This window comes from Mycobacterium hackensackense (genome assembly GCF_025822555.1).
In the GTDB taxonomy this organism is placed as follows: Bacteria; Actinomycetota; Actinomycetes; order Mycobacteriales; family Mycobacteriaceae; genus Mycobacterium; species Mycobacterium fluoranthenivorans.
In genome coordinates this window covers 1-22,033 of sequence record NZ_JACKUC010000023.1, presented here as the reverse complement: position 1 = coordinate 22,033, position 22,033 = coordinate 1, and the positions used below count along the sequence as shown (strand labels likewise).

At 66.2% G+C, this 22,033-nt stretch carries 22 protein-coding genes and 1 tRNA gene; 18 read left to right on the top strand and 5 right to left on the bottom strand.

All coding sequences use genetic code 11. From position 1 onward, the window contains the following. Positions 1 to 3 precede the first annotated feature (3 nt). On the bottom strand, positions 4 to 453 hold the full coding sequence (locus H7J86_RS01510; RefSeq protein WP_267288932.1) for a VOC family protein: 450 nt from the start codon (positions 451 to 453) through the stop codon (positions 4 to 6). A gap of 118 nt (positions 454 to 571) precedes the next feature. On the opposite strand from H7J86_RS01510, the gene H7J86_RS01505 reads away from it, so the two are divergent. From H7J86_RS01505 to xerD, 6 genes are all read left to right on the top strand, one after another. After that, a complete protein-coding gene (locus H7J86_RS01505) occupies positions 572 to 1,093 on the top strand; it encodes a CGNR zinc finger domain-containing protein (RefSeq protein WP_267288930.1) in 522 nt (173 codons plus the stop codon). Positions 1,094 to 1,194: 101 nt separating this feature from the next. Further along, positions 1,195 to 2,379, top strand: a complete 1,185-nt coding sequence (gene steA / locus H7J86_RS01500; RefSeq protein ID WP_090361472.1) for a putative cytokinetic ring protein SteA — start codon at positions 1,195 to 1,197, stop codon at positions 2,377 to 2,379. Then, positions 2,379 to 3,311, top strand: a complete 933-nt coding sequence (locus H7J86_RS01495; RefSeq protein ID WP_090361468.1) for a copper transporter — start codon at positions 2,379 to 2,381, stop codon at positions 3,309 to 3,311. The genes steA and H7J86_RS01495 overlap by 1 nt, the downstream gene beginning before the upstream one ends. A 227-nt stretch (positions 3,312 to 3,538) precedes the next feature. After that, positions 3,539 to 5,287 (top strand): CTP synthase, encoded by a 1,749-nt coding sequence (gene pyrG / locus H7J86_RS01490; RefSeq protein WP_090361629.1) that lies wholly within the window; start codon positions 3,539 to 3,541, stop codon positions 5,285 to 5,287. Next, the gene (locus tag H7J86_RS01485) at positions 5,280 to 5,900 is read left to right on the top strand and encodes an NUDIX domain-containing protein (RefSeq protein WP_090361465.1); all 621 of its coding nucleotides are present in this window, start codon (positions 5,280 to 5,282) and stop codon (positions 5,898 to 5,900) included. Before pyrG ends, H7J86_RS01485 begins: the two co-directional genes overlap by 8 nt. Then, positions 5,897 to 6,844, top strand: a complete 948-nt coding sequence (gene xerD / locus H7J86_RS01480) for a site-specific tyrosine recombinase XerD (protein ID WP_267288928.1) — start codon at positions 5,897 to 5,899, stop codon at positions 6,842 to 6,844. Before H7J86_RS01485 ends, xerD begins: the two co-directional genes overlap by 4 nt. On the opposite strand, the gene H7J86_RS01475 is transcribed toward xerD, so the two are convergent. Continuing rightward, entirely contained in the window at positions 6,841 to 7,011 is a 171-nt protein-coding gene (locus H7J86_RS01475; RefSeq protein WP_187095875.1) for a hypothetical protein, read from the bottom strand. The two genes, xerD and H7J86_RS01475, sit on opposite strands and share 4 nt — an antisense overlap. 23 nt (positions 7,012 to 7,034) lie before the next feature. Beyond that, entirely contained in the window at positions 7,035 to 7,535 is a 501-nt protein-coding gene (gene msrB / locus H7J86_RS01470) for a peptide-methionine (R)-S-oxide reductase MsrB (protein WP_267288926.1), read from the bottom strand. 183 nt (positions 7,536 to 7,718) lie between these two features. On the opposite strand from msrB, the gene msrA reads away from it, so the two are divergent. Continuing rightward, the gene (gene msrA / locus H7J86_RS01465) at positions 7,719 to 8,420 is read left to right on the top strand and encodes a peptide-methionine (S)-S-oxide reductase MsrA (RefSeq protein ID WP_267288924.1); all 702 of its coding nucleotides are present in this window, start codon (positions 7,719 to 7,721) and stop codon (positions 8,418 to 8,420) included. An 8-nt stretch (positions 8,421 to 8,428) separates the two neighbouring features. Beyond that, complete coding sequence (locus H7J86_RS01460) at positions 8,429 to 10,153, top strand: cytochrome c biogenesis protein CcdA (RefSeq protein WP_267288922.1); 1,725 nt, start codon at positions 8,429 to 8,431, stop codon at positions 10,151 to 10,153. A gap of 21 nt (positions 10,154 to 10,174) precedes the next feature. Here H7J86_RS01460 and H7J86_RS01455 read toward each other — a convergent pair whose 3' ends face one another. Then, positions 10,175 to 10,918: an O-methyltransferase gene (locus H7J86_RS01455; RefSeq protein WP_267288920.1), complete on the bottom strand. Its 744-nt coding sequence runs from the start codon at positions 10,916 to 10,918 to the stop codon at positions 10,175 to 10,177. A gap of 89 nt (positions 10,919 to 11,007) precedes the next feature. Between H7J86_RS01455 and H7J86_RS01450 the strand changes: the two genes are divergently transcribed. The 10 genes from H7J86_RS01450 to H7J86_RS01405 all read left to right on the top strand — a co-directional run bounded on the left by H7J86_RS01450 (position 11,008) and on the right by H7J86_RS01405 (position 19,705). Beyond that, on the top strand, positions 11,008 to 11,889 hold the full coding sequence (locus H7J86_RS01450; protein ID WP_170847393.1) for a ParA family protein: 882 nt from the start codon (positions 11,008 to 11,010) through the stop codon (positions 11,887 to 11,889). Continuing rightward, entirely contained in the window at positions 11,886 to 12,698 is an 813-nt protein-coding gene (locus H7J86_RS01445; RefSeq protein WP_090361451.1) for a segregation/condensation protein A, read from the top strand. Before H7J86_RS01450 ends, H7J86_RS01445 begins: the two co-directional genes overlap by 4 nt. Further along, positions 12,698 to 13,432, top strand: coding sequence for an SMC-Scp complex subunit ScpB (gene scpB / locus H7J86_RS01440; protein ID WP_090361447.1), 735 nt, complete (start codon positions 12,698 to 12,700; stop codon positions 13,430 to 13,432). Before H7J86_RS01445 ends, scpB begins: the two co-directional genes overlap by 1 nt. A gap of 1 nt (position 13,433) precedes the next feature. Then, a complete protein-coding gene (locus H7J86_RS01435) occupies positions 13,434 to 14,177 on the top strand; it encodes a pseudouridine synthase (RefSeq protein ID WP_267288918.1) in 744 nt (247 codons plus the stop codon). Continuing rightward, positions 14,174 to 14,860, top strand: a complete 687-nt coding sequence (gene cmk / locus H7J86_RS01430) for a (d)CMP kinase (protein ID WP_267288916.1) — start codon at positions 14,174 to 14,176, stop codon at positions 14,858 to 14,860. The genes H7J86_RS01435 and cmk overlap by 4 nt, the downstream gene beginning before the upstream one ends. Then, positions 14,857 to 16,290, top strand: a complete 1,434-nt coding sequence (gene der, locus H7J86_RS01425) for a ribosome biogenesis GTPase Der (RefSeq protein WP_090361438.1) — start codon at positions 14,857 to 14,859, stop codon at positions 16,288 to 16,290. Before cmk ends, der begins: the two co-directional genes overlap by 4 nt. Before the next feature lie 67 nt (positions 16,291 to 16,357). Further along, a complete protein-coding gene (locus H7J86_RS01420; protein WP_187095869.1) occupies positions 16,358 to 17,140 on the top strand; it encodes a sulfite exporter TauE/SafE family protein in 783 nt (260 codons plus the stop codon). A 200-nt stretch (positions 17,141 to 17,340) separates the two neighbouring features. Continuing rightward, entirely contained in the window at positions 17,341 to 18,276 is a 936-nt protein-coding gene (locus H7J86_RS01415; protein ID WP_167160406.1) for a sulfite exporter TauE/SafE family protein, read from the top strand. A 40-nt stretch (positions 18,277 to 18,316) separates the two neighbouring features. Then, positions 18,317 to 18,390, top strand: a tRNA-Pro gene (locus tag H7J86_RS01410). A 553-nt stretch (positions 18,391 to 18,943) separates the two neighbouring features. Further along, entirely contained in the window at positions 18,944 to 19,705 is a 762-nt protein-coding gene (locus H7J86_RS01405) for a TIR domain-containing protein (protein WP_267288914.1), read from the top strand. Positions 19,706 to 20,972: 1,267 nt separating this feature from the next. Here H7J86_RS01405 and H7J86_RS01400 read toward each other — a convergent pair. Continuing rightward, a protein-coding gene (locus H7J86_RS01400) for an IS3 family transposase (protein WP_372517204.1) occupies positions 20,973 to 22,033 on the bottom strand; the annotation gives its coding sequence in 2 pieces (ribosomal slippage) (positions 20,973 to 21,851 and positions 21,854 to 22,033; 1,059 coding nt annotated over the 2 pieces). This gene is flagged as partial in the annotation.

Genomic DNA, 22,033 nt, shown 5'->3' with positions numbered 1-22,033 from the left:
GACTCAGAAGAATCCGCAGGTGGGGGCCGAGCCGTTCGGCGCGGGCTCGGCGTCCGCACCGCTCGGGGCGTACACCTCGAGCCGGATGCCGTCGGGATCGCTGAAGAATATGCCGCCGGATGCTGCGCCCTCGCGGTGTGCCACGACGCCGTCGTGGGCGAAGGGTGCGCCCAACTCCTTCAGTACCGCTTCCACCGCCCGGACCTCGTCGATGGTGTCCACCTGGAACGAAAGGTGGTGCAGGCCCGGCGTGTGTGCGGAGAACGTGCCGTCACTCTGCTGCCACAGGGTAAGTCGCAGGACCCCGTCTGACCCGAGGAAGGCGTACCGGTGTTCGCCTTCTGTGCTGGCGCCGAGTTGGTCGAAACCCAGGGCGCGACGGTAGAAGGACACCGACCGTTCCAGGTCCGTGACATTGAGGCCGATGTGCCCGGGTGCGGTCGTGGTCGCCATTTCTGATCCTCCGGTAGTAACCATTTAAACAATAATGAAAGGTTAGAATCGGAACGCGTCGGTGTCAACCGCCTAAAAGGTATTGAACGGTTACAGGGAGAGGTAGTTAATCTCAGTTATGCGCGATCCGCGCCCGCATGTCGGGGAACCCCTTGCGCTGGACCTGTTGAACACCCGGTGGGCGTCGGCCGACGGTCCACAGGATCTGCTGTCCGATACGGCGGGGTTGCAGTGCTGGTTGCAGACCAACGATCTTGCCGACCGGTGCGCCGCCGACGGACCGACCCTTGATGCGCTGATCCTCGCTCGCGAGGCGATTCTGCAGGCGGTCAGCGGCGGATCGGCCGACGACGTGAACGGGGTGCTCGACCACGGACGCATCCGGCGCCGGCTCGCCGATTCCGGGCCACACGACGAGCCGGACGTACCGGAGCCGCAATGGCTGCCCGGCTGGCTGGCCGCGGACAATCTGCTGCACCTGCTCTCAGAGTCTCCCCACCGGATCAAGCAGTGCGCCCATCCGCACTGCATCCTCTGGTTTCATGACTCCTCGAAAAACGGCACCCGGCGCTGGCATTCGATGACCACCTGCGGCAACCGGGCCAAGGCCGCGCGGCATTACGCGGCGAAACGCGAATGAGATGCTCTTGCTGTTGCAGATGTGACAAAAGAAAACTTGTGGGGCTGGTGTTACGGCGCGCCTCCACCTCAACTTGAGGGTTGGCCGACAGAATCGGCCCCATGAAGATGTCAGCGCTGCTATCGCGTAATGCCAGCTCAAAGCCGGGCGTCATCGGTACCGCCCGCGTTGATCGCGACATCGACCGACTGCTGCGCCGCGTCGGTCCCGGGGATGTCGTCGTCCTCGACGCCTTGGATCTGGACCGGATCACCGCGGACGCCCTCGTGGAGGCGGGCGTGTCCGCCGTCGTCAACGCCTCCCCGTCGATCTCGGGCCGCTATCCCAATCTGGGGCCGGAAGTGTTGGTGGCCAACGGCATTCTGCTGATCGACGAAGCGGGTCCCGAGGTCTTCAAGAAGATCAAGGACGGCGCCCGGGTCCGGGTCAACAACGGCGGCGTCTACACCGGTGACCGCAGGATCGCGCATGGCACCGAACGCAATGACCTGGAGATCCACGAGCTCATGGTGGAGGCCAAGAGCGGTCTGGTGGCCCATCTGGAAGCGTTCGCGGGCAACACCATCGAGTTCATCCGCAGCGAGAGCCCGTTGCTGATCGACGGGATGGGCATCCCCGATATCGACGTCGACATGGATCGCAGGCATGTCGTGGTGGTGGCCGAAGGGCCCTCGGCCGCCGACGATCTCAAAGCCCTCAAGCCCTTCATCAAGGAGTACCAGCCGGTCCTCGTCGGAGTCGGCACCGGAAGCGACGTGCTGCGCAAGGCCGGCTACCGGCCGCAGCTGATCGTCGGCGACCCTGCCGTCATCAGCAGCGACGCGCTCCGGTGCGGCGCCCAGGTGGTGCTGCCCGCAGATGCCGACGGTCACGCTCCCGGCCTGGAGCGCATCCAGGACCTCGGTGTCGGCGCCATGACCTTTCCGGCGGCCGGCTCGGCCGCCGACCTGGCACTGCTGCTGTGCCACCACCATGGCGCCGCGCTGATCGTCACCGCAGGTCACAGCGCCACCATCGAGGAGTTCTTCGACCGCTCCCGGCAGCAGAGCAATCCCTCGACCTTCCTGACCCGCCTCAAGGTGGGGGAGAAGCTGGTCGACGCCAAGGCCGTGGCGACCCTGTACCGCAGCCGGATCTCCGGCGGCGCGATCGCGCTGCTGGTGCTGGCCATGCTGATCGCGGTCATCGTCGCGCTCTGGGTGTCGCGTACCGATGCCGTCGTCCTGGACTGGGTGGCCGACTACTGGAACCGCTTCCTGCTCTGGGCTCAGGGTCTGGTCAGCTGATGATCTCCCTTCGGTCACACGCGATTTCGCTGGCGGCGGTCTTCCTGGCCCTGGCAGTCGGAGTGGTGCTGGGATCGGGCCTGTTGTCCGACACCGTGCTGTCCGGGCTGCGTAAGGACAAGGCCGATCTGCATGAGCAGATCAACACCCTGACCGATGACAAGAACGCTCTGAACGAAAAGCTCAGCGCCGCTGGCGAATTCGATAGCATGATGGCGCCGAGAATTCTGCGGGACACCCTGGGTGGCAAATCCGTGGTGATCTTCCGTACCCCGGATGCCGCCGATGACGACGTCGACGCGGTGACCCGGCTGGCCACCCAGAGCGGCGCCACCGTCACCGGAGCCATCTCGCTGACCCCGCAGTTCGTCGATGCCAACTCCTCGGAAAAGCTGCTCTCGGTGGTGAATTCGCCGATCCTGCCGGCCGGGCGTCAGTTGTCCACCAAATCCGTGGACCAGGGTTCGCAAGCCGGCGACCTGCTCGGTATCGCGCTGCTGTCCGGCAAGGATCCCGCGGTGGTCGACGACCAGCGTGACACCGTGCTCGCCGCTCTGCGCGAGACAGGCTTCATCTCCTATGACGCCCAGCACATCGGCGCCGCCAACACCGCGGTGATCATCACCGGCGGCGACCTCGGTGACGACGCGGGCAACCGGGGGTCCACCGTGGCCCGGTTCGCCGCCGGATTGGCACCCCACGGCGCGGGCACCGTGCTGGCCGGCCGGGACGGCTCGGCGACGGGTACCGCCGCGGTCGCGGTGGCCCGGTCCGACGCGGCGCTGTCCTCGGCAGTGACCACTGTCGACGACGTCAACGCCGAGTCGGGGCGGATCACCAGTGTGCTGGCGTTGGCCGATCTGGTGCGCGGTGGCAAGCCCGGGCAGTTCGGGATCGGCCGGGGCGCCTCCTCGGTGACCGTGCCCCAGTGACATAACCCGTCGCTTCGCTCGCCCCAGTGACATAACCCGTCGCTTCGCTCGCCCCAGTGACATAACCCGTCGCTTCGCTCGCCCCAGTGACGTAGACCGCCCTAGTGACGTAGACCATCGGCGCGCCAGCGACAGCTTGTCGGCGTCGGTGTTAAGGTGAGATTCCGTGGGTCGGCAGGCCCCAGGTAACAGTCAGTTGCCTTGCCCCATCGCCACGGAGGTTGTTCTTGCCATCGTTACGCAAGCACCCGCAGACCGCGACCAAACACCTCTTTGTCAGCGGTGGTGTTGCGTCCTCACTGGGTAAAGGCCTGACGGCCAGTAGTCTCGGGCAGCTGCTCACCGCACGCGGTTTGCAGGTGACCATGCAGAAGCTCGACCCGTATCTCAATGTCGACCCGGGCACCATGAACCCGTTCCAGCACGGTGAGGTGTTCGTCACCGAGGACGGTGCCGAGACCGACCTCGACGTCGGGCACTACGAGCGCTTCCTGGACCGCGACCTGTCCGGCTCGGCGAACGTGACCACCGGTCAGGTGTATTCGTCGGTGATCGCCAAGGAGCGCCGCGGTGAGTACCTCGGCGACACCGTCCAGGTCATCCCGCACATCACCGATGAGATCAAACGCCGCATCCTGGCCATGGCCGCACCCGATGCCAAGGGCAAACGCCCCGACGTCGTCATCACCGAGATCGGTGGCACCGTCGGTGACATCGAATCGCTGCCCTTCCTGGAAGCCGCCCGGCAGGTCCGCCACGAGGTCGGCCGGGACAACTGTTTCTTCCTGCACGTGTCGCTGGTCCCGTTCCTCAAGCCTTCGGGCGAGCTCAAGACAAAACCCACCCAGCACTCCGTGGCCGCACTGCGCAGCATCGGTATCTCCCCGGACGCGCTCATCCTGCGCTGCGACCGCGAGGTGCCCGAGCCGCTGAAGAACAAGATCGCGCTGATGTGCGATGTCGACATCGACGGGGTCATCTCGACTCCGGACGCACCGTCGATCTATGACATCCCGAAGGTGCTGCACCGCGAGGAACTCGACGCCTACGTGGTGCGCCGACTGAACCTGCCGTTCCGCGACGTGGACTGGACGCAGTGGAACGACCTGCTGCAGCGTGTGCACGAGCCGCAGGAAACTGTTCGGATCGCGTTGGTGGGCAAGTACATCGACCTGTCGGACGCCTACCTGTCGGTGGCCGAGGCGCTGCGCGCCGGTGGCTTCGCACACCGTGCCAAGGTCGATATCCGCTGGGTGGCCTCCGACGACTGCGAGACCGAAGCGGGGGCGATCGCCGCACTCGACGACGTGCACGGGGTGCTGATCCCCGGCGGGTTCGGTATCCGGGGGATCGACGGCAAGATCGGCGCCATCCGGTATGCACGCAAGCGCGGCGTGCCGGTGCTCGGGCTCTGTCTGGGTCTGCAGTGCATCGTGATCGAGGCTGCGCGGTCGGTGGGGCTGACCGAGGCGAGCTCGTCGGAGTTCGACCCCGACACCCCGGATCCGGTGATCTCCACCATGGCCGACCAGCTCGACGCGGTCGCGGGTGAGGCCGATCTGGGCGGCACCATGCGCCTCGGCGCATATCCGGCGGTGTTGCAGGATGATTCGATCGTGGCGCAGGCCTACGGCGCCACCGAGGTGTCCGAGCGGCACCGGCACCGCTACGAGGTGAACAACGCCTACCGGGATCGCATCGCGGAGAGCGGCCTGAAGTTCTCCGGCACGTCCCCGGACGGGCACCTGGTGGAGTTCGTCGAGTACGACCGCGAGGTGCACCCGTTCCTGGTCGGAACCCAGGCCCACCCGGAGCTGAAGAGCCGGCCCACCCGTCCGCATCCGTTGTTCGCGGCGTTCATCGGGGCAGCACTGCAATACAAGGCCGGCGAGCGGCTGCCCCTGGAGGAGCTGACCCTCGCCCGGGCCAACGGCACCGAGGCCGAAGCGCTCACCGAGCCCGCACACCGTGGCTGAGCACCAGTTCGACACCCTCGAATCGGAAACGCTCTACGTCGGAAAGATCTTCGCGTTGCGCGCCGACGAGGTGCGGATGCCCGGCGGGCACACCGCCCGCCGGGAGGTGGTGGAGCACTACGGTGCGGTGGCTGTCGTCGCCCTCGACGACCAGGACAACATCGCTCTGGTCTACCAGTACCGCCATCCCCTCGGGCGTCGGCTGTGGGAACTGCCGGCCGGGCTGCTCGACCTCGGCGGCGAGCCGCCGGTGGAGACCGCGGCCCGCGAACTCAAGGAGGAGGCCGGGCTCGCGGCAGCGTCGTGGGCGGTGCTCGTCGACGTGGATTCCACACCGGGATTCAGCGACGAGAGCGTGCGCATCTTCCTGGCCACCGGGCTGACCGAGGTGGACCGGCCCGAGGTGCGCGACGAGGAAGCCGACCTGACGCTGGCCTGGGTGCCGCTGGCCACCGCCGTCGCACGGGTGTTCGCCGGCGAGATCGTCAACTCGCTTGCGGTCGCCGGAATCCTGGCCGCCCATGCGCTGCCGGACCGTTCCGCCCTGCGACCGGCGGACGCACCCTGGCCGGACCGGCCGCGGGCATTCGCCGCCCGGCAAGGCCACCCATGACCACGGCTGTCAGCGTGATCGAACAGCAGGTGCGGGGATATCTCGACCACCTGGTCATCGAACGCGGCGTGGCAGCCAACACCATCAGCTCTTACCGGCGTGACCTGCGCCGCTACACCGAGCACCTCACCGAGCGCGGCACCGCCGATCTGCGCGACGTCTCCGAGACCGATGTCAGCGACTTCCTCGTCGCGCTGCGCAAGGGTGACCCGGAGACCGGGGCGACAGCCCTGTCGGCGGTATCGGCTGCCCGGGCCCTGGTCGCCGTCCGGGGTCTGCACAGATTCCTGACGGCCGAAGGCGTCCTCGAGGTCGACGTCGCCCGCGAGGTCAAGCCGGCCACCCCCTCGCGGCGGCTACCCAAGAGCCTGACCGTCGACGAGGTGGTCGCGCTGTTGGAGTCCGCCGGTGGGGACCGGGATTCCGACGGGCCGCTGAGCCTACGAAACCGGGCGCTGCTGGAGGTGCTGTATTCGACCGGCGCGCGCATCTCGGAGGCCGTCGGGCTGGATATCGACGATGTCGACACCACCTCGCGTTCGGTCCTGCTGCGCGGCAAAGGCGGCAAGCAGCGTCTCGTCCCGATCGGGCGGCCCGCGGTCGCGGCGCTGGATACCTACCTGGTGCGGGCCCGGCCCGATATGGCGCGGCGCGGCAAGGGCACCCCGGCGATCTTTCTCAACGCCCGCGGTGGCCGCTTGTCCCGGCAGAGTGCCTGGCAGGTGCTCCAGGACGCCGCCGAACACGCGGGTGTGACCGCCGCGGTGTCCCCGCACACGATGCGGCACTCCTTCGCCACGCACCTGCTCGAGGGGGGTGCGGACGTGCGTGTCGTGCAGGAATTACTCGGCCACTCCTCGGTGACCACCACGCAGATCTACACGCTGGTGACGGTCAACGCGCTGCGTGAGGTGTGGGCGGGCGCCCACCCGCGCGCGGTCTAACCCGTCGTTCCCGGTGACGTGCTTGTCGTGGTGGGGGCGTGCCCCGTCATGGCGGGGGAGTGCGCCGTCATCGCCGGGGCGGGCGACTGCTGCTGCTTCTGCTCGGATGCGCCACTGCAGGCTGTGAGCGCGACGGCAAGGGCAGCCAGTACGATGACGGATCTCATTGCGGGATTGGTCCTTTCGCGTATCACGTCAGCGCCGTGAAATTCATCGCTACGCCGTTCATGCAGTACCGCAGATGGGTCGGGGCCGGGCCGTCGTCGAAGACGTGCCCGAGGTGCCCGCCGCACCGGCTGCACAGCACTTCGGTCCGGGTCATGCCGAAGGTCGAGTCGGTGCGCTCCACAACCGCACCGGCGAGCGGCTTCCAGAAGCTCGGCCAGCCGGTTCCACTGTCGAACTTGGTGTCCGAGCTGAACAGTGGCAGGGCGCATCCCGCGCAACCGAAGGTGCCATGCCGGTGTTCGTCGTTGAGTGGGCTGCTGTAGGGCGTCTCGGTGCCGGCCCTGCGCAGTACGTCGAATTGGTCCGGGGTCAGCAGATCTCGCCATTGCGCGTCGGTGTGGGTGACGGTGAAGTCGCGGGCGTCGGCCGGCGAGGCGGTGGAGTGCGCGCACGCGCTGCCGGCGACGGCCGACAACGTCAGCGCACTTCCGGCGATGACGAATCGCCTTCTGGTCAGGAACATGCCACCAACACCTTTGATTGACAGTGACTTTGGTGACTTCACGGTAGCGCCGGATACATCACGGGGCACCGGCGAACCCGGGATGTCAGACTTCGGTAATCAATTCCGACGACATGAATTCGTAAGAATTTCCGCACCGATCCGCGGATAGCCTGAGTCGAGAACCACCGACAAGGAGGCGACGTGGGTAGATCACGGGTGCTGGCGGTGCTGGCCGGTGCACTGTGCGTATTCACCACCGCATGCACCGGCCTGACACCATCCGCCGTCGGCACGGCCCCGCCCGATGTCCCCAAGGTCACCGTGGACCAGACCGCCGCGGCGGACACGGCGGCGACCGCGGTGCTGGCCGGCGGCTGTTTCTGGGGCATGCAGGGCGTGTTCGAACACGTCAAAGGCGTCAATCGGGTGCTGGCCGGCTACACCGGCGGCGACGCGCAGACCGCCCACTACGACGAGGTCAGCGCCGACGATACCGGCCACGCCGAGTCGGTGCAGATCACCTACGACCCACACCAGATCACCTACGGCACCCTGCTGCAGATCTTCTTCTCCGTCGCGCACGACCCCACCGAGGTCAACAGGCAGGGGCCCGATTCGGGTACCCAGTACCGGTCGGCGATCTTCCCGCAGGACGACGACCAGGCGCGGATCGCCGCCGCCTACATCGCGCAACTCGGCGCGAGTCAGGTGTTTTCGGCCCCGGTTGCGACCACAGTCGAAGCCGGACGCACCTTCTACCCGGCGGAGGACTACCACCAGGACTACATGGCGGCGAACCCGACGGACTCGTACATCTCCGTCAACGACATGCCCAAGCTCGCTCAACTCAAACGCCGGTACCCGGAGCTTTACCACGAGCAGCCCGTTCTGGTGAAAGGCTGACCGACACCATGTGGACCCTCATCGGCATCGGTCTGGTCGGCGGTCTGATCACCGGGATCTCGCCGTGCATCCTGCCGGTTCTGCCGGTGATCCTGCTCTCGGGCGCGCAAGGTGCCCGCGTCACCGGTGGACGGCCGGCGGCGCCGGTCGACACCCTGACCCGCCAGTCACGCACCGAGGCGCTGCGTCCCTACCTGGTGATCACCGGCCTGGTGCTCAGTTTCAGCGCGGTCACCCTGGCCGGGTCCACCCTGTTGTCACTGTTGCACCTCCCGCAGGACGCCATCCGGTGGCTGGGGCTGATCGCGCTGACGGCCATCGGCGTGGGATTGATCTTCCCGCAAGTCGAGACCTGGCTGGAGAAGCCGTTCGCCAAACTGCCGCAGAGACAACTGAACTTCGGCCAGAGTGGCTTCGGGCTGGGCATGGCACTGGGCGTCCTCTACGTCCCGTGCGCCGGGCCGGTGCTGGCGGCCATCGTCCTGGCCGGGGCGACCGGTGACATCGGCTGGCCCATCATCGTGCTGACACTGTCCTTCGCGGTCGGGGCGGCCATCCCGCTGCTGGTGTTCGCGCTCGCCGGCCGCCGGATCGCCGAGCGGGTGCGGGCATTCCGCCGCCGCCAGCGCGAGATCCGCGTCGTCTCCGGGGTGGTGACGATCCTGCTCGCCGTCGCCCTGGTCTTCGACCTGCCGGCCGTCGTGCAGCGGGCGATACCGGACTACACCGCGGCGTTGCAGAACAAGGTGGACACCCGCCCGCTGAACCTGAGCGGTCAGGCCGACGAGAGCAACGCCGCCCTGTCCCGGTGCACCGATGGTGCGGCCGAGTTGCAGAACTGCGGCACCGCACCCGATATCGGCGGGATCACGGCCTGGCTCAACACCCCGGGCGGTGCGCCGATCGATCTGAAAGCGTTGCGCGGCAAGGTGGTACTCATCGATTTCTGGGCCTACTCCTGCATCAACTGCCAGCGCAGCATCCCGCACGTCGTCGGCTGGTACAACGCGTACCGGGACCAGGGATTCGAGGTCATCGGCGTCCAGACACCCGAGTACGCCTTCGAGCGTGAGAAGGGCAATGTGGCCGCCGCCGCTGCCGCCCTGAAGATCGACTACCCGATCGCGCTGGACAACGACTACACCACGTGGACCAACTTCCGAAACCAGTACTGGCCGGCCCACTACCTGATCGACGCCGACGGTGTCGTCCGGCACCTCAAGTTCGGTGAGGGTGACTATGACGGCACGGAAAGGCTGATCCGGCAACTACTTTCGCAGGCGCACCCGGATGTCGCGCTCCCACCGAGCGTGGACGCCCCTGACACCACACCGACGTCGGCGCTGACCCCGGAGACCTACCTCGGGGCGCAGAACGCGTCGAATTACGGCGGGTCCGGCGGCTACACGGCGGGCGCCGCCACGTTCGACTTCCCGGCTCAGCTGCCGCAGGACAGCTTCGCGCTGCGCGGATCGTGGAACGTGGACAGTCAATCCGCCACGGCTACAGGCGAGGGCGACACCATCGGCCTGAACTTCCACGCCCGCGACGTCTATCTGGTGGTCGGCGGCACTGGAACCGTCAGCGTGACGCGGAACGGCGGGACCACGACGATTCCGGTCTCGGGGCCGCCGAACATGCGGCAGATCGTCGGCGGGGACGCCGCCGGAGCCGGGCACGTCGAGGTCGCGCTGACCCGCGGACTGCAGGCCTACTCATTCACCTACGGGTGAGCGCCGCCTGCCCGGCACCGGTCAGGCGCCCAGGTACTGCGACTCCAGCACCAGATCCGGGAGCAACGTCTGATACTCGGCGTGCGTGTGGTGTTCGACGGTCTGCCAGCTGCGGCCCTCGTGCTGCTTCATGTAGGTGCGGTACTTCGGCGCACCCGGCAGCCTGACGTTGTCGGCGACCACGATCGAACCGGTGTGCAACCAACCGCGGTCCAGGATGCTCTGCAGGTCGGTCAGATATGCGCTCTTGTCGTGGTCGATGAAGACGAAGTCCACCGAGCCGGGGGCGAAGCCGAGCGTGTCCAGGGTGGCGCCGCCGTCGCCGAGGGTGCCGACGACACAGGTGATGCGGTCCCAGACCCCGGCGTGCGCCCAGATCCGGCGCGCGATCTCGGCGTTGGCGGCCGAAAGCTCGACCGAGAAGACCCGGGCCGCGGGGGCGGCGCGGGCAATGCGCAGCGCGCTGTACCCGCAGTAGGTGCCCAGCTCCAGCGCCACGGCGGGATTGGCGCGCTGCACGGCGGCGTCGAGCAGCGCGCCCTTCTCGTCGCCGACGTTGATGAGGAAGGACTGCTCGTAGGCGAATCGGTCGATGGCGGCCAGCACGTCATCGATGTCCCCGGGACGGGACTCGCGCAGGACGTAATCGGCCGCCGCGGCCTCGCGTCCGTCACCGATCTGACCGGTCCGGCTGATGTTGCGGGCACCCCAGGCCAACCGTAGGAAGGACCAGCGCAGAAAGGGGGCACGCCGAGTGAGACCCATATCGTGACCTTACCCAGCGGGTCTGCGGTGTCAGGCCCATCTCCACGGCTAGACTCTGCTGCGATGTTCGCCGAGGAGGAAGGGGCCGCATGAGCGACGACGGCAGCCTCCACCTCGGTATCGAGCCGCAGCCCGAAGTGGGCCTCACCGGCCGCCCGGCCCGCGACATCCCCGAGCCGACCCCGCGCAGCACGCATGGTCCGGCCAAGGTGATCGCGATGTGCAACCAGAAGGGCGGCGTCGGCAAGACCACGTCGACCATCAATCTGGGTGCCAGCCTGGCCGAATACGGCCGCCGCGTGCTGTTGGTCGACCTGGATCCCCAGGGTGCGCTCTCCGCGGGGCTGGGTGTTCCGCACTACGAGCTGGAACACACGGTGCACAACCTGCTGATCGAACCGCGGGTGTCCATCGACCAGGTGCTCATCAAGACCCGGGTCAGCGGCCTGGACCTGGTGCCCAGCAATATCGACCTGTCCGCCGCGGAGATTCAGCTGGTCAACGAGGTGGGCCGGGAGCAATCGCTGGCCCGCGCGCTCTATCCGGTGCTGGACCGCTACGACTACGTGTTGATCGACTGCCAGCCGTCGCTGGGGCTGCTCACCGTCAACGGCCTGGCCTGCGCGGATGGGGTGATCATCCCCACCGAATGCGAGTTCTTCTCGCTGCGCGGGCTGGCCCTGCTCACCGACACCGTCGACAAGGTCCGTGACCGGCTCAACCCCAAACTCGAGATCAGCGGCATCCTGGTCACCCGCTACGACCCGCGCACGGTGAACGCGCGTGAGGTGATGGCCCGGGTGGTGGAACGCTTCGGGGATCTGGTCTTCGACACCGCCATCGCCCGCACCGTGCGGTTTCCGGAAACCAGTGTCGCCGGCGAGCCCATCACCACCTGGGCGCCGAAATCCAGTGGCGCCCAGGCGTATCGGTCGTTGGCTCGCGAGGTCATCTACCGGTTCGGCGTGTGACCGCCGAACCCGAGCCGGCCGCCGCGCAAACGGGTTTCCAAGTCCGGCTGAGCAATTTCGAAGGTCCGTTCGACCTGCTGCTGCAGCTGATCTTCGCTCATCGGATGGACGTGACCGAGGTCGCACTGCACCAGGTGACCGACGACTTCATCGCCTACACGAAGGTCATCGGCCGTCAGCTCGAGCTCGACGAGACGACGGCGTTCCTGGTGATTGCCGCCACACTTCTGGACCTCAAGGCGGCCCGGCTGCTGCCCGCAGGCGAGGTGCAGGACGAAGAAGATCTGGCGCTGCTGGAGGTGCGCGACCTGTTGTTCGCCCGGCTGCTGCAGTACCGGGCGTTCAAACATGTCGCCGAGATGTTCGCCGAGCTGGAGGCCGCGGCGCTGCGCAGCTATCCGCGCTCGGTGGCGTTGGAGGCGCGCTTCGAAGAGCTGTTACCCGAGGTCACGCTGGGTGTCGACGCCATGCGGTTCGCCGAGATCGCGGCGTCGGCGTTCACTCCGCGGCCGGTGCCGACCGTGCGGCTGGACCATCTGCACGTGCAGTCGGTGTCGGTGCCCGAGCAGGCGATGCGGCTGATGGGGCTGCTGGAGACGCGCGGGATCGGCGGTTGGGCGTCGTTCGGCGAGCTGGTCGCCGGCTGCGACGTGATGCAGATCGTCGGCAGCTTCCTGGCGTTATTGGAGCTCTACCGGGCCAGGGCGGTAGCATTCGAGCAACCAGAACCGCTTGGTGTGCTCCAGGTTTCGTGGACCGGAGATCGGCCTACCAACGAACACCTCGCCGCCGCAGTGGAAGAAGACTGATGACCGACGACATGACCGACACGCAACCACGTGTCGATCTGGGCACCGAGGTCGCTGAAGCGTCTGAACTTGACGAGTCGGGTCCCGCCCCGGAGGTCCAGCTCGACGACGCCGAGCTGTACTCGGTGCTGGAGGCGCTGCTGCTCGTGGTCGACACCCCCGCACCGGTGGACATCCTGGCCTCGGCGGTGCAGCAGTCCGCCGAACGGGTGGAGGCGACGCTGCGGCAGTTGGCGGCCGAGCTGGCTGCCCGCGACAGCGGCATCGACCTGCGCGAGACCGGTGGCGGATGGCGGATGTACACCCGCGCCAAGTACGCCCCGTACGTGGAGCGGTTGCTGCTCGACGGTGCCCGAACCAAGCTCACCCGGGCGGCGTTGGAGACGCTGGCGGTGGTGGCCTACCGGCAGCCCGTGACACGCGCACGGGTGAGCGCGGTGCGCGGCGTGAACGTCGACGCGGTCATCCGCACCCTGCTGGCGCGCGGCCTGATCGTCGAGGCAGGTACGGACGGTGACAGCGGGGCAGTGACCTTCGCCACCACCGAGCTGTTCCTGGAACGGCTCGGGCTGTCGTCACTGACCGATCTCCCCGATATCGCGCCACTGTTGCCCGATGTCGACGTGATCGACGATCTGAGCGAAAACCTCAGCGACGAGCCGAGATTCGCCAAGTTGGACGCGGCTGGGGCGGCACCCGCTGCGCCCCCCGCCATCGATGTGGACAAGGACTGACATGACCGAGCAAGAAGGCGTGCGACTGCAGAAGGTGCTGTCGCAGGCCGGGGTCGCCTCGCGCCGCGTGGCCGAACGGATGATCCTGGACGGCCGGGTCGAGGTCGACGGACGGATCGTCACCGAACTCGGTACCCGGGTGGACCCGGAGAACGCCGAGATCCGGGTGGACGGCACCCGCGTCCGCTTGAACGACGACCTGATGTATCTGGCGATCAACAAGGAACGCGGGATGCATTCGACGATGTCCGATGACCGGGGCCGGCCCTGTGTCGGGGACCTGGTGGAGCACCGGGTGCGCGGTAACAAGCACCTGTTCCACGTCGGCCGGCTGGACGCCGACACCGAAGGACTGTTGATCCTCACCAACGACGGTGAGTTGGCGCACCGGTTGATGCACCCGTCCTATGAGGTGCCCAAGACGTATGTGGCGACGGTGTTGGGCAATGTGCCGCGCGGGCTGGGTAAGAAGCTCAAGGCTGGTGTGGAACTGGACGACGGTCCGGCTGCCGTCGACGACTTCGCCCTGGTCGACACGCTGCCGGGCAAGACGCTGGTGCGGGTGACGTTGCATGAGGGACGTAAGCGGATCGTGCGGCGACTGCTTGCAGCGGTGGGTTTCCCGGTCCAGGCACTGGTGCGCACCGATATCGGTTCGGTGAATCTGGGTGAGATGCGGCCGGGCAGTATCCGGGTGTTGACCCGCAAGGAGATCGGCGAGTTGTACAAGGCGGTGGGGATGTGAGCGAGGCGTTGACGGTGGCCCTGGACGGGCCCGCGGGGACTGGAAAGTCTTCGGTATCAAGGGGGTTGGCGCACGCTTTGGGTGCCAGGTACCTCAATACCGGTGCCATGTACCGGATCGTCACGTTGGCGGTGCTGCGTGCCGGGGTTGATCTGTCGGACACCGATCGGGTGGCCGAGGTGGCCGATAAGGTCGATCTGGCCGTCGGATACGACCCCGATTTCGACACCGCTTTCCTTGCCGGCGAGGATGTTTCGCGCGAGATTCGCGGCGACGAGGTGACCGCGGCCGTCTCTGCGGTCTCGGCGGTACCAGCAGTGCGGGCGAAGCTGGTGCAACTGCAGCGCGAGCTGGCCGCCGGCGAGGGCGCGGTGGTGGTCGAGGGCCGCGATATCGGCACCGTGGTCCTGCCCGACGCGGACGTGAAGATCTATCTCACCGCGTCGGCCGAGGAACGGGCCCGGCGGCGCAACGCACAGAACATCGCCAACGGACTGCCCGACGACTACGAAGCGGTGCTCGCCGATGTGGTGCGGCGCGACCACCTGGACTCCTCGCGCGCGGTATCGCCGATGCGGGCGGCCGAGGACGCGCTGATCGTCGACACCAGCGCGATGTCCGAGTCCGAGGTCGTCACCCACTTGGAGGATCTCGTGGTCCAGCGTGCCGGAGCGTGCCCATGACCGACACTGATTCCGATTCCCCGGCGGACGGCACCTGGTCTGACGAGAGCGACTGGGAGGTCGGCTTTTCCGACGAGGATGTCGTCGAGGACGAGGTCCATGCGCCGCCGCCGGTGATCGCGGTCGTCGGTCGGCCCAACGTCGGCAAATCGACTCTGGTGAACCGCATCCTGGGGCGTCGCGAGGCTGTGGTGCAGGACATCCCGGGCGTCACCCGCGACCGGGTGTCCTATGACGCCAGTTGGCTGGGACGGCGCTTCGTCGTGCAGGACACCGGCGGCTGGGAGCCCGACGCCAAGGGTTTGCAGCAGAAGGTGGCCGAGCAGGCGTCGGTGGCGATGCAGACCGCCGACGCGATCATCATGGTGGTCGACGCCGTGGTCGGGGCGACCGCAGCCGACGAAGCGGCGGCCAAACGGCTGCAGCGCGCCGGCAAGCCGGTGTACCTGGCCGCCAACAAGGTGGACAACGACCGCACCGAGGCCGAGGCCGCGGCGCTGTGGTCGCTCGGGCTGGGGGAGCCGCACCCGATCAGCGCCATGCACGGGCGTGGGGTGGCCGACCTGCTCGATCTGGTCACCGAGGACCTGCCCGAGGTCTCCGAGGTGCGCGGCGGGCCAGGTGGACCGCGCCGCGTCGCTCTGGTGGGCAAGCCCAACGTCGGTAAGAGTTCACTGCTGAACAGGCTGGCCGGTGATGAGCGCTCCGTCGTGCACGATGTGGCGGGCACCACCGTCGATCCGGTCGACTCGTTGATCGAATTGGGCGGCAAGCCTTGGCGTTTCGTCGACACCGCCGGGTTGCGGCGCAAGGTCGGCCAGGCCAGCGGTCATGAGTTCTACGCGTCGGTGCGCACGCACAGCGCCATCGATGCCGCCGAGGTGGTCTTGGTGCTGATCGACGGATCGCAGCCACTCACCGAGCAGGACCAGCGGGTGCTGACGATGGTGATCGAGGCGGGCCGCGCCCTGGTGCTGGTCTTCAACAAGTGGGACCTGGTCGACGAGGACCGCCGATATCAGCTCGATCGCGAGATCGACCGTGAGCTGGCGCAGGTGCAGTGGGCGCCTCGGGTGAACATCTCGGCGATGACCGGTCGTGCGGTGCAGAAACTCGTTCCGGCACTGGAGACGTCGCTGGCGTCCTGGGACAGGCGAATTTCGACCGGCCGGCTGAACACCTTCATCAAGGAGGTCGTTGCGGCGCACCCGCCGCCGGTGCGTGGCGGTAAGCAGCCCCGGATCCTGTTCGCTACCCAGGCGACCACCCGTCCGCCGACGTTCGTGTTGTTCACCACCGGGTTCCTGGAGGCCGGATACCGGCGGTTCCTGGAGCGCCGGTTGCGTGAGACGTTCGGTTTCGAGGGCAGCCCGGTACGGATCAATGTGCGGGTCCGGGAGAAGCGCGGAGCTCCGCCCAAACGCCGGTGATCTGTGGCGGTCTTGTCACGGTGACCGTCACGGAGCGGGCGCCCACCCCGTGAGTAGGGTGCTCTGAGTGTCTGTTGCGCACATGGTGCTCATCGCGCTGGCCGGTGTCGGTGCCGGCGCGATCAACGCGGTCGTCGGTTCCGGAACGCTGATCACGTTCCCCACGCTGGTGGCGCTCGGTTTTCCACCGGTCACCGCGACGATGTCCAACGCCGTCGGTCTGGTGGCCGGTGGGGTATCGGGCACCTGGGGTTACCGGGAGGAACTGCGCGGTCAGTGGGACCGGCTGAAATGGCAGATTCCCGCCTCGTTGACCGGCGCCGCGTTGGGCGCCTGGCTGCTGCTGCACCTGCCGGAGAAGGTGTTCACCCAGATCGTGCCGGTCCTGTTGATCGGGGCACTGATCCTGGTGATCATCGGCCCGCGCATCCAGAATTGGGCGCGCCGGCGTGCCGAGGTGTCCGGCCAGTCCGCAGAACACGTCTCGACGCGCCGAATGATTGCGGTGGTGCTGGCCACCTTCGCGGTCGGCGTGTACGGCGGGTACTTCACCGCTGCCCAGGGGATTCTGCTGATCGGCGCGATGGGGGCGCTGCTGCCGGAGTCGATGCAGCGCATGAACGCGGCCAAGAATCTGCTGTCGCTGCTGGTCAACGTGGTTGCCGCGGTGGCCTACACGGCGGTGGCGTTCGACCGGATCAGCTGGGCAGCCGCCGGACTGATCGCTATCGGGTCGTTGATCGGTGGCTTCCTCGGCGCCCATTACGGCCGGCGGTTGTCACCCAACGTGCTGCGTGCGGTCATCGTCGCAGTGGGATTGATTGGGCTTTACCGGTTGTTGTCCCTGTAGTCTGTCGACGGCTTGTAACAAGGAGGACACCGATGGCTGAGCGCACTCTTGCGTCCTCGCCGTCCGCGTTGTCCGCGCTGGAGCCCTTCTGGCCGTCGCGCCGCCTGATGGCTTTCGACGAGTGGTGTTGTCCGCGTCCCTGACGCCCCCACCCGTCCGTCCCGGTCGCCGCCAGGTGACCGAACCCCCTGAAAGCAGCCATGCGTTCGCTTCTCATCTTCACGCTCGTCGGTGTCGGCGCGCAGCTCGTCGACGGTGCCCTCGGTATGGCGTTCGGTGTCACCGCCTCGACACTGCTGGTGCTGTCCGGCGTCGGGGCTGCGCAGGCCAGTGCGGCGGTGCACCTGGCCGAGGTCGGCACCACCTTCGCCTCGGGGATGTCGCACTGGAAGTTCAAGAACATCGACTGGGCGCTGGTGGCCAAGCTCGGAGTCCCCGGCGCCATCGGTGCGTTCCTGGGCGCGACGGTGTTGTCCTCGCTGTCCACCGAGCACGCGGCCCCGCTGATGGCGGCCATCCTGCTGGGCATCGGTGTCTATGTGCTTCTTCGTTTCTCGATGCGGACACCGCTGAACTTCGGGGTGCGCGGGACCAGTCACAGTGCGAAGTTCCTCGCTCCGCTGGGCCTGTTCGGTGGATTCATCGATGCGTCCGGTGGTGGCGGCTGGGGGCCGGTGACCACCAGCACGCTGTTATCTCAAGGCAAGACTGCGCCGCGCACCGTGATCGGGTCGGTGAGCGCCTCGGAGTTCCTGGTGTCGGTGTCGGCATCGCTGGGATTCCTGGTCGGTCTGCGGCAGGACTTCCTGGATCACTGGCCCGTCGTGGTCGGCCTCATGGTCGGCGGTGTCATCGCGGCACCCCTGGCGGCCTGGCTGGTCAGCCGGGTCAGTCCCGCGCTGCTCGGTACGGGCGTCGGTGGCGTGATCGTGCTGACCAACAGTCAGAAGCTGCTCATGTACTTCGGCGTGCACGCACCGGTGTCGACGGTGATCTACGCCGGCATCGCGGCGGTGTGGGCGGCGCTGGTGGTGTACGCCTGGCGGGTGTCGCGAGCACCCGAGGCCGCCGAGCCTGTCGCGGCCGAGCGCCCGGCGGAAACCGATGGGGCGATTGTGGTCGGGCGGCCCGGCTGAGGTAGAGTTTCGCTCGCTGCCGGCGATCCCGGCGGCACCGCGGGCTGTGGCGCAGCTTGGTAGCGCACTTGACTGGGGGTCAAGTGGTCGCAGGTTCAAATCCTGTCAGCCCGACAAAAAGACCAGCCTTGAGCTGGTCTTTCTTGTTTCTGGATATTCGCACGAATGTTCGACAACCTGAAAATTGTCACAGATTGTCACAAGCGGCGGAAAGTTGTCACTGCACGCGTGTGCCGAGGAATTAGCGCTCGGCGGTTGGTGTCCGCGTAGCAAAGCTGAGCGCAACGAGTTCCAGCGAAAGCTGCGGCACGATCCGACTCGCGCGGGCGACGGCCGAGTTGGCCGAGAAAGAACCTCTGTCGGTCTAGCGTGCCGGCCTCGCGGTAGCGATCAGCACCGCATTTCCCAAGGGGCGTTCGCGTGCCGGTCAGGAGTTGGCCCCATTCGTTTCCGGCGGCGGCTGCAGCCCTCGGCTGAGTTCGGGGAGCGTCGGTGACGTCGTCCGCTAGGTCCACAAACGCGTATAGATTTCCCGCAGATCGCAGCCAATCTGCAAGCATTTTTGTGTCGCAGCAGGGTTTGCTAGGCGCGGCGGCTCCGATCACTCGGCCAACTTGATGTGGGTCCGTGCAAAGATGTGCCAGGGCTGAGAGCGGAAGGAGGAAGCTTGGATCTCGCGAGCAAGAAGGCACGGCTCCAGGAGCAGATCGAGCAGCTGCCTGGATACGGAGACGGAACCCTCACCCAATGGCACACCAAGAGTGCCACCTTGCTTCGGATGTTCCTTGGAGAGGAAAATGCTCTCTACGTGCACTTCAACGGCCTGCGGTACTCGCCGAGTGTTGCTCCGGTAGGAGAAGAGTTTCACGTACGTTCGTTCAACTCCGGTGTAGGACAAGGGGTCGCTTTACTAGAAGCTGCCATCACCGAGCTCGAGGTTGCGGCCGACATGAACTCTGGCACTGCGCTCATTCCGGAGCCGGGCAACGAGATATTCGTCGTACATGGCCACAACGAGGCACTACGCCTCAAGGTCGTTGACTTCTTGACAAGAGCAACGGGAACCACGCCAACCGTCCTCATCGACGAAGCCAACCGCGGCATGGAGCTGTTCCAGAAGTTCGAGGAAGCGGCGGAACGGGCCTGTTTCGCCGTTGTCCTCGCTACCGCCGATGACGTGGGCCGCGCCAAGGCAGCTCCGGACGACAGGCCTCGTGCTAGGCAGAATGTGATCTTGGAGTGGGGCTTTTTCGCAGGGCGACTCGGGCGAGACCGGGTCACGCTCCTCAACGAGGAAGGCGTAGAACTTCCATCCGATATTGGCGGACTTGTCTACACGCCAATAGACGCCGGCGGGGCCTGGAAGCTACTACTGGCAAGGGAATTACGCGCTGCTGGTATCGAGGCTAGCGTCGACCGGGCTCTATAGCCCCAATTCGCTTGTCGCGCAGGCATCTGTAGGACGTGCGTAAGCTGCACAACCAGTGCGGGCGGTTCGGACAGAGTATCAAGTGCCCGGTCGTCTTCTTCGGGAACCGAGTCGCCGTACGTGTTTAGGGTCATCGTAAACATGCTGTGTGTCAACGACTTTACGTTCGCCACTTCGGTATTCCAAATGAACTGCGTCATCATGACGCTTTCCTGAGCGGAACGCCCGCACCGCCCGGCGGATGCGACGGAGCGGTCTAGCGCCCACGAAGCACCGGCCGAGGGCTGGGTCCAATTGATTTTGAACGCAAGCTTTTTGAAATAGATCCTGATCAAATCTCGAGAACCTGCGATCCGCGTGATTAGCATTCCGTGTGTGGCCAGTCGAATTCTAATTTCCATCAACGTTGGACCTAATGTGCCGATGGAGGCAATCCGCGAGGTAGTGGATTGTATCGACACAATCTGCCAGTTCGCAGATCAGCTGGCGTTCGCTACCTTGACTCGCGAAGAATGGGAACTCAGACGTCGCGAAACATCCGCGGCAAAATTGGGAAACGCTGCTGCGCGCGCGGCCCAGAAAACTCCCGCGAAGAAAGCAGCTGCCAAGAAAGTCGTACCAACCAAGAAGGCCGCTGCAAAGAACGTTCATAAAGCTGGTCGAAGAACGATGCGGGTAGACGCACCAAGGAGCCCGCTTACATTCAACGATCTAGATCTGGAGACTCCAACGACAGTCGAGTCGCTGAAATATGAGAACCCCGTCGAGGTTCTACTCGCGGGCAGCGCGATGTTGGTGCTTGTGTGGGGAGTCGTCGTTCGACTGCCAGAAGTCGTTCGGGACTGGGGAGCGGATCAACGCGTCGGACACGCGAGAGCGAGGCAGGCCGAGGCAGCTGCGGCCGACGCTGAGGACATCGCGCGCGCTCGCAGAGTGGTACGGAACCACGCTGTCGAACAATTGATCGCTGGCGGCACGCCGTTAGTAACCCCCGAGCTGGTGACAACGCTGTTCACTCCGCAAGTCCTAGCATCTACCGCCACTCTCGCTGAGCGCCAACTGGATATGCAGGAGCTTCATACTGACACCAGTACGCCAGAGTTCCCATCGGGTCACTAACACGACCCCTGCAAGCGCTTGCTCAAGCGACCGACACGACTTAGCTAGCGGACTCTGCCATCGCCAGCGCGCTGGTAATTCCGCAGTCACTAGTCAAACCAACTAGTGGAAACCGTCGGGTCTGCTGCACGAATAGGTGACAGTTTTCTCACGCGGCCTGGCTGGCCGGCGTGGTCATGATTGCTTCGTATTCGATCGGGGTCAACCGGCCGAGGGCGAGCTGGCGTCTGCGGCGGTGGTAGGTGCGTTCGATCCAGGTGACGATGGCGATGCGGAGCTGTTCGCGGGTGTCGTAGCGGCGGCGGTTGAGGACGTTCTTTTGTAGGAGGCTGAAGAAGCTCTCCATGGCGGCGTTGTCGCCGGCTGCCCCGATGCGTCCCATGGATCCAGCCATGTCGTGGCGGCCCAGCGCGTGGACGAAGCGTCGGCTTCGAAATTGACTGCCCCTGTCGGTGTGGACGATGCAGCCGGCGACGTCACCGCGGCGGGCGACCGCGCTGGCCAAGGCTTGGGTGGCCAGTCGTGATTTCATCCGCGAGTCGATGGAGTAGTCGACGATCCGGTTGGAGAACGCGTCCTTGATCGCGCAGAGATAGAGCTTGCCTTCGCTCGTGTGGTGCTCCGTAATATCTGCCAGCCACAGCCGATTTGGGGCATCAGCGGTGAAACGGCGGCCGACCAGATCATCGTGGACCGGCGGGCCGACCTTGCCGTTCTTGCCGCGCCTGCGTTTACCAAACGCACTCCACCAGCCGTTGTCGGCGCAGATCCGCCAGGCCGTGCGCTCGGCCATTGGATGCCCGGCGTCGCGGGCCTCTTCGACAAGGAAGCGGTAGCCGAACTCCGGGTCGTCGGCGTGGGCGTCGAACAACGCGTTGGCTCGATGTGCAGCAACGTATTCGGCGTCGGTTACTGGTTCGGCCAGCCAGCGGTAGTAGGGCTGGCGGGCGAGCTTGAGGACCCGGCACGTCACCGCAACGGGAATCCCGTTGGCGGCGAGCTCTTTCACGAGCGGGTAGAGCCTTTTCCAGGCAGATTGGACTGCGAAAGATAGGCCGTGGCGCGGCGCAGCACTTCGTTCTCCTGTTCAAGCAGCTTGATCCGCCGGCGGGCCTCCCGCAATTCTGAAGACTCGCTCGTCGTCGTGCCCGGCTTGGCGCCCTCATCGACGTCGGCCTGGCGCATCCAGTTCGACAGTGTGACCGGATG

Bases quoted from the DNA above. Each gene is read 5' to 3' on its own strand.
- H7J86_RS01510 (WP_267288932.1), bottom strand. From the start codon at position 453: ATGGCGACCACGACCGCACCCGGGCACATCGGCCTCAATGTCACGGAC.
- H7J86_RS01505 (WP_267288930.1), top strand. From the start codon at position 572: ATGCGCGATCCGCGCCCGCATGTCGGGGAACCCCTTGCGCTGGACCTG.
- steA (WP_090361472.1), top strand. From the start codon at position 1,195: ATGAAGATGTCAGCGCTGCTATCGCGTAATGCCAGCTCAAAGCCGGGC.
- H7J86_RS01495 (WP_090361468.1), top strand. From the start codon at position 2,379: ATGATCTCCCTTCGGTCACACGCGATTTCGCTGGCGGCGGTCTTCCTG.
- xerD (WP_267288928.1), top strand. From the start codon at position 5,897: ATGACCACGGCTGTCAGCGTGATCGAACAGCAGGTGCGGGGATATCTC.
- H7J86_RS01475 (WP_187095875.1), bottom strand. From the start codon at position 7,011: ATGAGATCCGTCATCGTACTGGCTGCCCTTGCCGTCGCGCTCACAGCC.
- msrB (WP_267288926.1), bottom strand. From the start codon at position 7,535: ATGTTCCTGACCAGAAGGCGATTCGTCATCGCCGGAAGTGCGCTGACG.
- H7J86_RS01460 (WP_267288922.1), top strand. From the start codon at position 8,429: ATGTGGACCCTCATCGGCATCGGTCTGGTCGGCGGTCTGATCACCGGG.
- H7J86_RS01455 (WP_267288920.1), bottom strand. From the start codon at position 10,918: ATGGGTCTCACTCGGCGTGCCCCCTTTCTGCGCTGGTCCTTCCTACGG.
- H7J86_RS01450 (WP_170847393.1), top strand. From the start codon at position 11,008: ATGAGCGACGACGGCAGCCTCCACCTCGGTATCGAGCCGCAGCCCGAA.
- scpB (WP_090361447.1), top strand. From the start codon at position 12,698: ATGACCGACGACATGACCGACACGCAACCACGTGTCGATCTGGGCACC.
- H7J86_RS01435 (WP_267288918.1), top strand. From the start codon at position 13,434: ATGACCGAGCAAGAAGGCGTGCGACTGCAGAAGGTGCTGTCGCAGGCC.
- der (WP_090361438.1), top strand. From the start codon at position 14,857: ATGACCGACACTGATTCCGATTCCCCGGCGGACGGCACCTGGTCTGAC.
- H7J86_RS01415 (WP_167160406.1), top strand. From the start codon at position 17,341: ATGCGTTCGCTTCTCATCTTCACGCTCGTCGGTGTCGGCGCGCAGCTC.